The 13,612-nt window shown below is 43.3% G+C and carries 14 protein-coding genes; 13 read left to right on the top strand and 1 reads right to left on the bottom strand.

Annotated features, from left to right (window positions below; all coding sequences use genetic code 11):
• Positions 1-8 precede the first annotated feature (8 nt).
• From CL667_17020 to CL667_16960, 13 genes are all read left to right on the top strand, one after another.
• Positions 9-512 (top strand): hypothetical protein, encoded by a 504-nt coding sequence (locus CL667_17020; GenBank protein ID MAL19402.1) that lies wholly within the window; start codon positions 9-11, stop codon positions 510-512.
• Between the two features lie 91 nt (positions 513-603).
• Positions 604-1,215 (top strand): hypothetical protein, encoded by a 612-nt coding sequence (locus CL667_17015; GenBank protein ID MAL19401.1) that lies wholly within the window; start codon positions 604-606, stop codon positions 1,213-1,215.
• Positions 1,216-1,299: 84 nt separating this feature from the next.
• Positions 1,300-2,076, top strand: a complete 777-nt coding sequence (locus CL667_17010; protein ID MAL19400.1) for a hypothetical protein — start codon at positions 1,300-1,302, stop codon at positions 2,074-2,076.
• 2 nt (positions 2,077-2,078) lie between these two features.
• Positions 2,079-2,492, top strand: a complete 414-nt coding sequence (locus tag CL667_17005) for a hypothetical protein (GenBank protein ID MAL19399.1) — start codon at positions 2,079-2,081, stop codon at positions 2,490-2,492.
• A 1-nt stretch (position 2,493) separates the two neighbouring features.
• Complete coding sequence (locus tag CL667_17000) at positions 2,494-3,072, top strand: hypothetical protein (protein MAL19398.1); 579 nt, start codon at positions 2,494-2,496, stop codon at positions 3,070-3,072.
• 26 nt (positions 3,073-3,098) lie between these two features.
• Complete coding sequence (locus CL667_16995) at positions 3,099-4,502, top strand: hypothetical protein (GenBank protein MAL19397.1); 1,404 nt, start codon at positions 3,099-3,101, stop codon at positions 4,500-4,502.
• The gene (locus CL667_16990; GenBank protein MAL19396.1) at positions 4,503-5,057 is read left to right on the top strand and encodes a hypothetical protein; all 555 of its coding nucleotides are present in this window, start codon (positions 4,503-4,505) and stop codon (positions 5,055-5,057) included.
• Positions 5,058-5,063: 6 nt separating this feature from the next.
• On the top strand, positions 5,064-5,450 hold the full coding sequence (locus tag CL667_16985) for a hypothetical protein (GenBank protein ID MAL19395.1): 387 nt from the start codon (positions 5,064-5,066) through the stop codon (positions 5,448-5,450).
• A gap of 16 nt (positions 5,451-5,466) precedes the next feature.
• Positions 5,467-5,700 (top strand): hypothetical protein, encoded by a 234-nt coding sequence (locus tag CL667_16980; protein ID MAL19394.1) that lies wholly within the window; start codon positions 5,467-5,469, stop codon positions 5,698-5,700.
• A gap of 4 nt (positions 5,701-5,704) precedes the next feature.
• A complete protein-coding gene (locus CL667_16975) occupies positions 5,705-6,280 on the top strand; it encodes a hypothetical protein (protein MAL19393.1) in 576 nt (191 codons plus the stop codon).
• Positions 6,281-6,555: 275 nt separating this feature from the next.
• Complete coding sequence (locus CL667_16970) at positions 6,556-6,834, top strand: hypothetical protein (protein MAL19392.1); 279 nt, start codon at positions 6,556-6,558, stop codon at positions 6,832-6,834.
• Between the two features lie 298 nt (positions 6,835-7,132).
• Positions 7,133-8,590, top strand: a complete 1,458-nt coding sequence (locus CL667_16965; GenBank protein MAL19391.1) for a transcriptional regulator — start codon at positions 7,133-7,135, stop codon at positions 8,588-8,590.
• A gap of 427 nt (positions 8,591-9,017) precedes the next feature.
• On the top strand, positions 9,018-10,136 hold the full coding sequence (locus CL667_16960) for a hypothetical protein (GenBank protein ID MAL19390.1): 1,119 nt from the start codon (positions 9,018-9,020) through the stop codon (positions 10,134-10,136).
• A 34-nt stretch (positions 10,137-10,170) separates the two neighbouring features.
• Here the strand turns inward: CL667_16960 and CL667_16955 are convergent, their stop codons facing one another.
• Positions 10,171-13,467, bottom strand: a complete 3,297-nt coding sequence (locus CL667_16955; GenBank protein ID MAL19389.1) for a DNA methyltransferase — start codon at positions 13,465-13,467, stop codon at positions 10,171-10,173.
• Between the last annotated feature and the right edge of the window lie 145 nt (positions 13,468-13,612).

The following is a 13,612-nucleotide window of genomic DNA, read 5'->3' as shown; positions in this document are numbered from 1 at the left end:
AGGCACCTATGAAAGAGCGCGTGTTCGCCAAGAACCCTTCCGAGCTACAAATCATCGAAAACCCAAACAAACGACGCAGTAACATGATAACAGAAAGCAAAATCACTACCGAGAAGGCGGTCTCTGAGTTCAAGCAGCAGGCCATCACCGCCGGATATATTCTTGGTGGACAAGCGGTGGCAGCCCAGATGAATGTCCTGGCCGTCCCCTTGCTGACAGGCAACGCCTCAGCAACTATTCAACAAGCCACCCGAGCAGGTATCCCTCTCACCGCTGGAGTACTTCTAACGCTCCTTTCCAAAAACAAACACGTTCGCGGTTTGGCCATGGGCATGGGCGTGCAAGGCGTAATGGAGGTCATCAAATTTATTACCCCTGACTGGACACCCCAGCAAGGTCTTATGGATGGCTCCGGATACGTGTATGACAACCTGCCTGAAATCCAGGAAAAAACACACCATGTGGATGAGGTAGAACATTCTTTAGAGGTTGATAATACCATCGAAGTCTAGAAATAACGCCTCATAGCTCTGCATTGCAAAAGGGGTACTGGTAATACCAAACCGGCTATCAGCCATTTTCTAAACCTTTTAAATAACAGTTATGAGCGATAAAATCTCCAAAAAAGCACTTGTTCCAGCTACTGCGCGCATCAAGACCTATTTTGACACACGCAAAGTACAGCAAAATCAATCAGTCCTTAATTTCTTTCCTGCTAATGCAGATCGAAAACTAACGCGGGACAACTATGTAAGTAACCCGTTTCCCGGAGCTATGAAACGCCGGATTCTGGGACTATCCTTTGAACTCACCAAACAATTTATTGAAGACGATCCAGCCAATGGCATCGATGCGCGCGCCATCGTAAACGGGCTCAAAGACGCGGCCATTTTGCTACAGGCCGATAACGACAACAAGGAATTCCTCCGCGCTCCAATGAGTGAGTTCTCCAACTTTGCTGGAACCGGTATTCAGTTTACCTCGGCCACCAATAATACCGTGGACGCCGTAGCTGAATATCGCAGGCTTGTTACCATGAAATCTGCCAGTGAGTACCGTCTGGCCGATCCGTTTGATCTGGCCATCAACCAGACGGTTTCCCTTGCCGTCCATTTTGATGACGCCTCAGTGTTCCCAACCACAGAGAACTGGAACCAATCCGGTCAGGGAGAGTTGTGGCTCAGGGCTTCCATGGTAGTCGCTGAAGTTGAGTAATCCATCCCTACCCGCCGGTTTCAGTTCGCTGATTCTGGCGGGATTCTTTTTTCCAAGCAATCCTGACTACCTCAAAGCAACACAATGAAGATACTCTCCAATTTTTTACCTCCTAAAGAAAGTTCGGCTTACAATCCGGCCAAATCGGTCGAGGTGCAACCGGGAGCAACCGCTCACCTTACCATGAACGGCATGGGTGGAGAGCGCTACGGCATCCGAAAGATTCTCCCGTTCAGCGCCAACATGAACGCCATTTTGATTTCCGCTCGTCTCAACGAAGACCTTTACCTGTTTCGGGGCGTCCAGCTCTCGGTGGTGCACAATCTGTTCAAATCCATTGACGGACTATTTGCTCCTTTTATCATTCAAAAGAACAACCATATCGTGTTTGAGCTCACCAATACTGGAGCTGTCAAACAAACCGTGAACATTCAGATTGTCGGTTATGACCAATTTGCGCTGGCAAAACTCAGCGCGGCCTACCAGGAAATTGGAGCCTCGGTTCCCGTGCCCCGGTTTCTGTATGGACATAGCACGGTTCCGGCTGGCGGGCTTAACATTGATTTGGGCGTGAAAAGCAAAAGCGTGGACGTGCAGGTTCGGCGTATGGCCATGAGCAGTAACCAGCCAGGAGCTATTACCGCCTCGATGAAAGTGTACAACACCACGGTTCGCGATGAAGTGTTCCTTGAGCAGGTCAATGACGAGTTCAACGACAAGTACATCAACGTACCGTTTGTAGTGGGATCGAACGTGCCCTTTGATGTGTACGCTTCCAATTATGGAGCGCAACCTGCCGAGGTGAGTTTCCTTTGCGAGAGCTACGTGCAAGCCAACACCGGATTCATCCCAGCGGAGTAGCTATGCTCAACGAACTGATTACAGTACTCTGCGAGCTGGCCGCCAACGTGGAAGCGCTGGTTAGAAACCTGCAAAAAACGCAAGGCAGCCAGCCCAGTCAGGCGCGGATTGCCTCCTCCATTTCCCCGGTAATGAAACATGGCGAGCAGCCCGTTCGCCTGGTCAACGAAAACCCGCACCGGCTTGGGGTGATTATTCAGAACAGCAGCGAAGGCGAACTGATGATTGCCCTGGACAGCCAGCGGATATCGGACAAGTACTACACCTTCAAACTGCGGGCAGGTGAAACCCTGCATTTTGATCTACGCCGGTTCGGTGAGCTCTACAAAGGCGGTTTTATGGGCCTGTGGGATGAAGCAACCAATCCCGGAGCCGAATCCAAAGCCCTGGTAACCGAAATCTTTTGGACGAGCTGAGATGAGCAAGATTAGCGGGCAGGAATTTGGGCTCAATGAAGTCTTCAAGATGCGGGTCGTGAGCGGTATGCTCGTGGACGGCTCCATTTTGATCTCGTGGGCCACCGGAGAACCGGCTTCGAGCCAGATTGACTGGGGCTGGGATGACTCGGTGCCGTTTCAAACGCCGGAAGTTCACATCGAACCTGAAGAAATGGTGCGTTATCACCAGCTCTACCTGCCACAAACCCTGGTCGATCAGCGGCATTATTTCCGCGTGCGCTCGCGAACCGAGCACGGAAAAACCGGGATCTCGGACATCTACATGGTCGTGGTACCCCCGGATCTGGACATTAAAAACCGGGGCCGAATGGCTACTGAGATTGAACTGAAATTGGTACTGGTAAAAACCACCAGCATCGACTGCACCAACTTTCCGGCAACTTCCATTTCGGGCTATCGCACCGAACCTATTGCCTCCGATCAACCAGCGGCTTTTGATCACGAGTACTCTCAACCCGAGCCACTGGACCAGGTGAAAGAGGTTAATGCCAACAACAGCAGTTCTCTGACTACCAACATCAGCTACACCATTACATAACCTCATATTTGCATAAACAAACCCCCATGAAAATCATTAGAACGGATTTAAACGTAGGTAAAACAGCAAGCGGTCTTGATATGTACTGTGACCTGTCCCTGGAACAACGGCACCTATACCGTATGAAATGCGAAAGCTTTGTAGGAAACCTGCTAAAGTGGATGCGCATTCAGATGGGTAAAACCAATCAGGATGATTACTGGGATGGAAACAGTACCCGAAAGGAAATCAGCAACATTACCAGTATTACGGAATCCGGACAGGATATCATCATTGAGTTGGACAGGTACCATGAATACAGTAGCGTGGAACATGACTTGATAACCATACAAGGAGTACTCGGGTTAGAAGGATTGAACGGTGTGTACTTTCATGATAATGCCATCGGGCTATTCCCACTGGATCGCCATAGCACGTATAAATATTACATTCGGGGGATTGTACCTCACCTGACGGGGGTATGGGATGGAACTTCCGGTGTTTCTATGGCAGCCAAATACAGAAATACCTGGACAGACAGAGATTATCACCTGCCCATAAATTGGGAGCCGATCATTGGCATGAGTAATCAACCGGTTAAAGCCTCTGATTTGTGCCTTCCGGGGTATTTCAAGCGAGGGTGCACCCAAGGGGCCGTGTCTATTACCTCGCTTATTACCGATCAGGAAAGTTCCAAGTTTACACTATCCCGTCCGTTCACCAACATGACGGGTGGTATTCGGCAAATCAAGGAAATTGGAATTATGTCCGGGGATTACCGAAGCGCTTATATGCTGATGGCTCGTGACGTGCTAGGTGCACCAATTAGCCTTGGAGACACCTCCACTTTGTCGCTGGACTACGAGATCATCTCCATGATTGAGAACTTTAATCAGGATACAGACGCCAACGGCACGAATGGCGGATGGACGGAAAGCTTCATGTACATCCTGCACCGAATTGCAAATCCTGGAGCTGCTCACAACTGGGAGAATGAGTTTCATTTTACTGCCGGTTTAGGTGGAGGTGGAACAGGGGTAAACTTCAATGTCGATCGGAATCTGGAAGGCTGGCAATTTGGCGTTCGCGTGGGCGAGTCGAACAAGTTTGTATCCATGACCGATACTTCCCTTACCCCAGAAAATGCGGAAGTGAATGGCGTTCCACACGGATATGGAGACGGAGAACTGGTACACCACGGCACGCATATCGGACAATTGGTAGTCGATGATGTGGCTAACGAGGTGTACTTCCCTATAGAGCGTATTTTTGAGAACCGGGGAGCAACACCCATTACCGTCCGGGAAATTGGGTTATTTGGCAACAAGAATAACTCATTAAATATCCATCCGCATCTTTTGGCCCGAAAGGCATTGGCTCCGGTCGATCAGTTTACCATTGGAGCGGGTGAAACCGCAAAAGTCACCTTCAACTGTAAGGCCATTGTATAAGTGAGCAGCGCGCTGTCCATATCTTCCCAGCTCAGCTACCTTCACGTGAAAGGCATCATGGGGCACTTTTATGAGGCTTCTCGGGCTAATAATGTGCCAGTTTCCCTGCTATTGGCCATCGCATCCAGGGAAAGTCATATGGGATTGGCGTTGGACAATAACTGGACGGGCGACAATGGAAACGGCATCGGCATCATGCAAATAGATCGGCGTTATCATTCGGACTTTACCAGCTCCCATGCCAATAACGACCACCGCGCCAACATCCACTATAGCAGCAAATTTCTGGCGGATCTGATAAGCAAGTTTGGCGGTAAGCTCACTCCAGCTGTAGCGGCATACAACGCGGGCTACTCAAAAGTGCGAAATACGGTAAGTGCTGGCATTGATCCCAATCTGGTTACCACCGGGCAAAACTACGTCACCGATGTGCTGCGCCGTAAAGAAATCATGGAGTCCGTAATGGGTATTTCCAAAGCGTCCACGGCCAGCATTGTACTGGTGCCACTCATCATCACAGGATTTATTTCCTACCAAATCTTTAACACACAATAAAACACTATGAAATCATCTTCCGGATATATCTACAGCGAGGAAAGCTCCCCCGGTTTGGGGCGAATGGTACTCGACCCGACACTACCCATTGAGTTGAACACCGCTATCCGACCGGTATCTACTGGTGTTACTCGGCGACCAACCATATCCATTCCTCGGGGGCTTTCTCCCAGGATGAGAAAACCGGTTCTGCCAAAATTGCCCAAAATCACGCCACCCAAAGTAACTCCGGTGGTCCGTGATTTGACCAAAAAGCCTGTGGCAACTGCCCAGCCTTCTATAACCAAAAGTGAGCCGGTGGCCACACAAAAAAAACCGATCAACAAGAAGATGATCGCCCTGGCCGGGGCTGGTATTGTTGGAGCCGGAATCCTCTTTAAAATCTTACGCTAACCTAACCTGATAACCCATGAGTAAATCAAGCTATACCTCTGATAACGGCCTTGGATGCGGCTGCGGATGCAACGGAGCCGGAATTGGCTCTTCTCCCGTAGTGGACGTTAAAAACGCCGAAGCCGAAAACACCAAAACGGACTTGGTAGATACCGCCAAAAAGTACATCAACGGCGAAGTACCGATGAAGTACAAAGCGGCTGCCATTGCTCTTGGCGCTGGCTTTCTGTGGCTAAAGTTCAAGAAATAGTCCCATGAAACGAGCCGACTACATTGCCCTTATAGAAAGCTATGGGGGCAACTTTTCGCTGTCCGATTTTGAAATCCAGGGTGATATCTCCCAAATGGATGTGGATTTTTTGCGGTCGTTTCTGGCCTGGAGAGATTGGACGGGCACAAAAACCCTAATCACTTCCGCGTGGCGAGATAGCGATGCGAAATCACATGGGAAAGGCCTGGCCATTGACTGCTTTTTGTTTACCGAATGGCTTACCAAACAGTCAAGCCCGCTTCAGCACTGGCTGCTTGCAACCACGTGGCCCTTTCAGGGGGTGGGGCTTTATTTTGACTGGACTTTCACTCATAAGGTAAGTGGGGAAAAGATCCCGGCCATTGGTCTTCATGTGGACGGGTGGAGTGGTAAGCAGATCAACGAGCGGCCACTCCGATGGCTCCGGATTGATGGCCATTACTACTACCAATCGACAAAAACCGGACGGTTTTACTGCCGGGAGAACAAACAAACCATAACGCTTACAGAAGCCATTCAGGACTACGAGCAACGCTATGAGCAAATCACCAAAGCCCGAGCACTACCTCAGCAAGTATAAAGAGCTGATCATTACGACCATCATTTGCCTGTTTCTGACCGGGATCTACGACTCGATCAACAACCAGACCGCTGAAATAAAACGGTGGTATGAGCTCATGATCAATATCCGGGCCGAACAGAAGATTCAGGGCGTTGATCTGGAATCATTGAAGCAGTCCATCGAGTCCTACCAAACAAAAACCGACCAGGAACTAACCATTCACGAACAACGCATTCAGTCCCTTGAACGAGGGAGTGAATAAGCCTTATTAACCTAATTTAGCCTTATTACTCATGAAAAAACTACTTAAAAGCGTCATCAAATCCGTACCAACACTTATCACCTTATTCAAGAAAGAAACCCCGCAGGAAGGAAAGGACATTGCCAAAAGCGGGCTTACCAGCTTGGGCATTTCTGGGATGATTACAACCGGACGAATCAATGCCGGTGAATTAGATGAAACGGTACTTATCATTTTAGCTATCGTTGAAGCTATTGGATATGTGTATGGGATTGTCGCTTTAATTGCCGGTTCTTCCCAAAACACAAAAGTTGAAGAAAATCAGTTATAAATAACGTGTTTTATTGTTATGCAGATCAAATAAAATATAACACCTTGTCATAATCTAAGGATAACAGTACATTTAAACAGAGCCCTGTATGTTGCGAAGTCCTAAGTTACACTTGGGAAACGAATTTAATTTCATAGCAGCTACGGGGCATTTCTTTTTGTTTTAGAATCATCCATTTATTTGCTCAATTTCAAAGTCCAAAAATTTTTTAAAAATCCTCTAGATGTTAAACTAATCAGTTTCTTTTTCACACTTAATGTAACTTCTTTCCAGCATCCGATACATATTACCAAGAATCATGTTATCACCAACAGAACAAAAACAATTATTAGAAAGGCTTATTGCTTTGCCCAAAGAGTGCGAATGGGTAGAGTTTAAGCAAAGCTACGTTGAAGAGAATCAAATAGGGGAATATATTTCAGCACTCTCAAACTCAGCCTGCCTTCATAACCAAAAATACGGCTACTTGGTTTATGGCATAGAAGACGGAACACATGATATTGTTGGAACAGATTTTCATCCTAAAAACACCAAAATAGGAAACCAGGAGCTTGAAAACTGGCTGGCTACCCAACTGTATCCTAAAATAGATTTTAAAATTTATGAATTTGATTATGAAGGAAAGAGTATCTCCATATTTCAAATTGATGCAACGAGAAATCAGCCTGTTCGATTTCGCCACGATAAATTTATCCGTGTAGGATCATATAAAAAGAAACTTGAAGATCATCCTGAAAAGGAAAGAAAAATTTGGAAAAGGCATCCTGAGGCTTCATTTGAGAGTAAAATTGCTGCTGACAATCTTGAGGGAAATGAAGTACTTCAACTTATTGATTATCCCGCTTTCTTTGAAATGATGAGCATTCCTCTTCCTGCTGATATGAGTGGAATACTTGATAAGCTTATTGAGGAAAACCTGGTGGCCTTTGATAGCGGTAGATATTCTGTAACAAATCTGGGCGCAATTCTATTCGCAAAGCAATTGAATAAATTCCCTTCTCTAAAAAGAAAATCCATCCGGGTGATTATCTATGATGGAAAAAACAAAGTGAATACAATAAAAGAGCAGAATGGCATAAAAGGATACGCCAATGGTTTTGAAGGACTCATATCATGGATAAACGATCAACTCCCTGAGAATGAAGTGATTGGGCAAGCTTTGAGAAGCAAGGTTAAAATGTATCCCGAAATCGCTATTCGTGAGCTTGTGGCGAACGCTATTATCCATCAGGATTTCGAGATGAAAGGAACAAATCCAATGATCGAAATTTTTGATGACAGAATTGAGATTACAAACAATGGGAAACCTCTTGTTGACCCATTAAGATTTATTGGTGCTACACCTCGCTCACGTAATGAAGAATTGGCTTCATTTATGAGAAGGCTTAATATTTGTGAGGAACGCGGTAGCGGTATTATAAAGGTTGTAGATGCTGTTGAGATCTTTCAATTGCCCCCGCCTGATTTCTTAGTAGATGACTTTCATACTATTGCAAAGCTTTATGCTTATCGGCCGTTGAATGAAATGGATAAAAAAGATAAAATAAGAGCGTGTTATCAACATACCTGTCTCAAACACTTCTCCGGTGAAAGGATGAGTAATAAGTCCCTCAGAAAAAGGTTTGAGATTTCGGACAAAAATTACCCTATGGCTTCCAGAATTATTTCTGATACCATAGAAGCTGGTCTTATTAAGGATTTTGATCCATCCAGTAACTCTAAAAGAGATGCCAGTTACATTCCTTTTTGGGCTTGATCTATGTCACCTTTATGTAACAATTTTAGGGTATTCACCCACAAACACTGTTTTAAAGCTGTTAGAATGGCTTTTTTTATGTAACGGTTATGTAACACTTGTCCACATTTCAGAGGACTTATCCACATAGGTTATATAAATAGCACATATAACATGTTTTGGGGTCTTAGAATAAGTGCAGTCTTCCATTACCATGATACTGGTAAAGAAGAACGCTTCAAGTGGTGGGCGAAGGTTTGTTACAAATTTGTTTATGAGATTTCTGATGAGGATGAAAAATAATAGCCTAACATTGGCCCATCCAAAATTGTTTGATTTGTTTAGCTAGGCAACCGGGATTAGGCCTGCAAAGACAATTAAAAATCTTAATATTAATACAAGCATTAAGCTATTTTTAGACACGTGAAAGCAGCTGATAAATGATTTGATGGTATTGTTGCTGCACGTTGATTTGCCAATCACTGTAAAGAATATTTTGGATATGAACAGCAAAGAAATGTTTACAAGGCTTGTAGAGAATGCTTTTGATTTTCTTAAAAAAGCTTTTGAAGAGCTTGATCAAAATAATTTTAAGCATTCCATGATTAATTTCCATTCAGCTCTTGAGCTTTTTATAAAAGCAAGACTAATGGCTGAACATTGGACGTTGATTGTTGCAAATTCAGAAAGCTTAAATAAAGAAAAATTTATTTCGGGTAATTTTAGATCTGTTTCACTTTCCAATGGCGCTGATAGGTTAGAAAATGTATTAGGAAAAGGCATATCTCAAGATGTATCAAAAGCTTTTGAGAAGGTAACCAAGCACCGGAATAAATTAGTCCATTTTTTTCATCCAGATGGTTCTGAAAGTGAGAATCGTACTTTAAAAGAAAGTATAGTAAAAGAGCAGTTAATAGCCTGGTATTATTTGCACCAACTCTTAAATGAGCAATGGAAAGAAACTTTTTCAGACTGGCAAGATCAGATTGAAACAATAGATAAATCACTAAGAAAACACCGGGAGTTTCTATCAGTAGTTTATCAAGCTAAAGAAGACAGAATAAAAAAATTAACATCAAATGGTATAGTATTTACAAAATGTCCATCATGTAGCTATGAAACTCTAAAGCATGAGATAGAAAAAGAAAAATTATATATATCTGAATGTTTGGTATGTAATCTGAAGGAAAAGACTATTCAAGTAGGATGTACTGATTGCGAGTCAACAGTTTTCTTTTATGGTGAAGGCTTTTCTCAATGCAAACAATGCCAAAAGAATTTTGAACCGGATGATTTAGTAGAAATTATTTGGGATAGCGGTTTCGCAACTGCAGCATTTATGGATGGTGATTATTCTTGGGATTTAGGTAATTGTTATTACTGCGATGGCTACCAAAAAATTGTTCGTTTTGATGATGGTTCTTATTTATGCGCCTGTTGTTTTGAGGAGTTTGACCATTTGAATTGGTGTGCATGGTGTAATGAACCTAACTCAGGAGATATGGTTGACAGCTATTATAATGGATGTAATTTTTGCGATGGCAGAGCTGATTGGGATAACGAGTAAAAACTAAGTAAATAAGCATAGCTTTAGAATTTATTTACTTCCCCCAAACCCCATCAATCTCCTGCATCAACCGATCTGTCTCCATAAGAGCAACAATGATCTTTTGATAGTGACGGATTTCGTCTATGGAAAGTTCACGGTCTCGACGGTCTTTAAGCCATTTCTCAGCGGGTTGATAGCCTCCAATGTAGAACTCCCAGGCTTTTTTAGGCACATTGCCGAAATACTGCTCTTCGTTAATCCACACTTTGCCTAATTCCAGGTCATCATCCGAGTCATCCTGAGGATACCTCCGAAGGATCTTGCCTTTCAGGGCTTCGTTTTCTTCACCACTTGCATCATCTCCATCAACCACAAATCCCGGATCATTCTTCGTCAGCCGGTTGGAAATCATATTGCTTCCTGCAATGGGATAGGTAGTTATAAATTCTTCTATCACCGGATGCTCCAGTAAGTGAATTTGGCGCAACTCTCCACCAAGTTCCACAAGTTGCCAGAAAAGCTCGGGATCTTCGGGGTAAGGTACTCTTGGAAAGTCGATCTTGAGAAACTCTTTGTATTTCTCCCGGTAGCTTGGGGAATGCAATACGGCATAGATATAATCGAGCAGATCAATGGGAGCAAAGGTGCCTTCGATTTCTTTCTTTTCCGGAGAGAACTTCAGATCCAAATTTTTAGCAATTTTATCTACGATTTTCTTTTCTAAATTAGGCCTTCGTTCTATACTTCCATCCAAAGTTTGTTGGGTGCTATTTTCTGGATAGACATATAAAGGGAATGTGTATGTGCTTTCTTTTGACTTAGCGGATAATGTGCACATATCAACCAATCTATCTGAAATAAACACATGTTGAAAATCGTATGCACTTTGTTGACGGGCAGACAATAAAGCTAAATTATCTTTAAAAAATAAATTCCTCATTAGCTCTCTTCGAGAATCTCCTCGAACTATAATTTCATGGATTTTTTCATAAGGATAGTAGGTGAACCTACTATCAAATAGCCGGTATTGCACTTCCATGATATCATCTGCTTCATTCTCAAAAAGGTCCCTTTTCTCACTAATTTTCCAGTCTTTAGTATCAGAAATATTATACTTCTCAAGTATTTGCTGTGAATCAAGATTTTTCATGTCTTTAAACAACTCAATTACTGAATCCCTATCGAAGTGAGGCTTAATCAAGAGATTGTCTTTTCTGAATTTTATACCAGTACCAGATTCAATGAATAATTTGTCCAGGGAAATCCATTCTTCAAATTGATTTCTCAGTTTGTACTTGAATTCTTTAAAAAAGTAATCTGGTGACTGGGGCTCTACTGCTTTCCAATTAATTGTTGATAAACTATTTTCAGTTAAGTAATTGTATTTTTCTTTCCTCTTACCTAAGGCATCATTTTTTAATAGTGATGCCATGTTGTGACTCTCTCTTTTCTTTATAAAAATATTTATTGAAACACCCTGTTGGATATCAAATACGTTTTCATCTTTCTCTCCATCATCTGTTACTTCTTGTTTTTTATAGCTACCATGTAAGTCTAAAACATATATTTTATCAAATGCATTAAGTAAATCCTCTCTCATTTTGTGGTGTGTAATACCATCTATAAAACTATTGTTTGATATGTAAGCAAGTATGCCTTCACTATTCTTTTCAATCAAATACTGCCCATATCGAATAAATTTAACATAGTCATCTGACAAGGCATTTTTATTATAACCTTGTACACCTTCCTTGTAAGTTTTGATTCTTTCTTCAATCCATTCTCCATTATTTCTACTGCTGACTGAATAAGGTGGATTACCTAATACAACCATCACAGGTGTATCACGCTTAATGTGATTGGCTTCATTAGCCTCTTCACTTAACCAACCAGCAAAGAGGGTTCCTGTGTCTGGGTGATGTTCTTCCAGAGTGTTAGTCAGATACACCCGGAAACGTTCACTACCACTTGGCTCTACACCAGTTTCCCTTAACAGCAGGTCCAGTTTCAGGTGTGCCATTGCATAACTGGCCATTAAGATCTCAAATCCGTTCAGGCGTGGGATCAAATGTTCTTCCACATAGGTAGCCCAAATGCCTTGCTGTCCTTCAAACTTGGAATGAATTTGTTTGATCACTTCAGCTAAAAAGGTTCCGGTTCCAGCTGCCGGGTCCAGAATCTGCACTTTATGGACTTCCCGTTCCTCTTCCACCATACCGCCTTTATGTCGTTTGTCGTGCGTGGGTACTTTTACCTTCACTTTTGTTTTAGAGGTATCGGCCAGCCCGTCTTTCAGTCCAAATTCGTCTTTTAGAATATCATCGACCGCTCGTACAATAAAGTTTACCACCGGCTCTGGCGTGTACCAAACTCCGCGACTTTTTCGCAGCTTGGGATCATACTCAGCCAGGAATGTTTCATAAAAATGTATGATGGGATCTTGTTGTTGAGTAGCTTTTCCAAAGTTCTTTAGAAGGCCATCAACATCGGTCGCTCTGAAAATATCAGCTAACCCATCTACCACCCATGCGATACGATCATCCAAGTCATATCCTGCAATGTATTGGAAAAGCTTACGAAGGAAGGGATTGGTTTTTGGAATAAGCGCAGCTGCCTCATGTCGATCAAAGGTATCCAATGTCGAATCGTGTAAACGAGCTGCAAACATACCATAAGCAATCGTCTGTGCATAGATATCTGCAAATTCCTTAGCGCTGATATCGTGAATCAAGACGTTCTGAAATGCAGTCAATTGTTCCCGCAGGGTATTGTTAGCCGTCTCGTTTACTTTGTTTTTCTGCTTTTCTTCATCGGCATTCAGGGCTTTTTCAATTACATCAGCGAGGATTCGGGCTTTACCGGCCATCATCTTCGACAGCTTATTGGCACTGCGGATGGTTTGCCCCACATGCGTCCCAAAATCTTTGATGATGTTTTCGAACTCGCCATAGTTTTTAGTTCGCCCAACGATTTTACCATCCTGAATTTCGGCAATTGAAACAGACGTCAGCAATTCGCCCTCCCTATACACATAGAAGTCGAGATAATCGGTGAAGATGAGGTTTGGGAGCCCGGTTTTGTAGCGCTCAAACTGTTCTTTGTTTTTCTTTTTACCTGCCAGATCGGAATCGCCAATATCTTTAGCTTCGATATACCCAACCGGAATTTTCCCTTTGGTAAGAATGTAATCAGGTGCTCCCACTTCAGATCGGGCCGGCTCATTGGTAATGAGTAAATCGGGCAAAAGCTCTCCAAGCAAAGTCTGTAAATCACCCCGATAACTGTGTTCCCTCGAAATGCCTGATTTATATCTCAGATTTAACTGATCAACGTATTCCTGAATGGTCATAAATAAACAATTTGGTTGGCGCTTAGGCTAACAAAATCAGGGCTTAAAGACAATAAATAATAAGGTAAAATATTCACCATACAGCATATAAAGCTGCATGTAACTCTATGAATTCTTTGATTTATTTATTTAAGCTTGATTTAAG

The organism is Balneola sp., assembly GCA_002694685.1.
Taxonomy (GTDB): Bacteria; Bacteroidota; Rhodothermia; order Balneolales; family Balneolaceae; genus Gracilimonas.
The sequence above is the reverse complement of the archived record's forward strand: the minus strand, read 5'-3'. Positions and strand labels throughout refer to the sequence as shown.

What these genes read in the sequence shown, in the direction of transcription:
- CL667_17020 (MAL19402.1), top strand. Translation starts at nt 9, where the DNA reads ATGAAAGAGCGCGTGTTCGCCAAGAACCCTTCCGAGCTACAAATCATC.
- CL667_17015 (MAL19401.1), top strand. Translation starts at nt 604, where the DNA reads ATGAGCGATAAAATCTCCAAAAAAGCACTTGTTCCAGCTACTGCGCGC.
- CL667_17010 (MAL19400.1), top strand. Translation starts at nt 1,300, where the DNA reads ATGAAGATACTCTCCAATTTTTTACCTCCTAAAGAAAGTTCGGCTTAC.
- CL667_17005 (MAL19399.1), top strand. Translation starts at nt 2,079, where the DNA reads ATGCTCAACGAACTGATTACAGTACTCTGCGAGCTGGCCGCCAACGTG.
- CL667_17000 (MAL19398.1), top strand. Translation starts at nt 2,494, where the DNA reads ATGAGCAAGATTAGCGGGCAGGAATTTGGGCTCAATGAAGTCTTCAAG.
- CL667_16995 (MAL19397.1), top strand. Translation starts at nt 3,099, where the DNA reads ATGAAAATCATTAGAACGGATTTAAACGTAGGTAAAACAGCAAGCGGT.
- CL667_16985 (MAL19395.1), top strand. Translation starts at nt 5,064, where the DNA reads ATGAAATCATCTTCCGGATATATCTACAGCGAGGAAAGCTCCCCCGGT.
- CL667_16980 (MAL19394.1), top strand. Translation starts at nt 5,467, where the DNA reads ATGAGTAAATCAAGCTATACCTCTGATAACGGCCTTGGATGCGGCTGC.
- CL667_16975 (MAL19393.1), top strand. Translation starts at nt 5,705, where the DNA reads ATGAAACGAGCCGACTACATTGCCCTTATAGAAAGCTATGGGGGCAAC.
- CL667_16970 (MAL19392.1), top strand. Translation starts at nt 6,556, where the DNA reads ATGAAAAAACTACTTAAAAGCGTCATCAAATCCGTACCAACACTTATC.
- CL667_16965 (MAL19391.1), top strand. Translation starts at nt 7,133, where the DNA reads ATGTTATCACCAACAGAACAAAAACAATTATTAGAAAGGCTTATTGCT.
- CL667_16960 (MAL19390.1), top strand. Translation starts at nt 9,018, where the DNA reads ATGGTATTGTTGCTGCACGTTGATTTGCCAATCACTGTAAAGAATATT.
- CL667_16955 (MAL19389.1), bottom strand. Translation starts at nt 13,467, where the DNA reads ATGACCATTCAGGAATACGTTGATCAGTTAAATCTGAGATATAAATCA.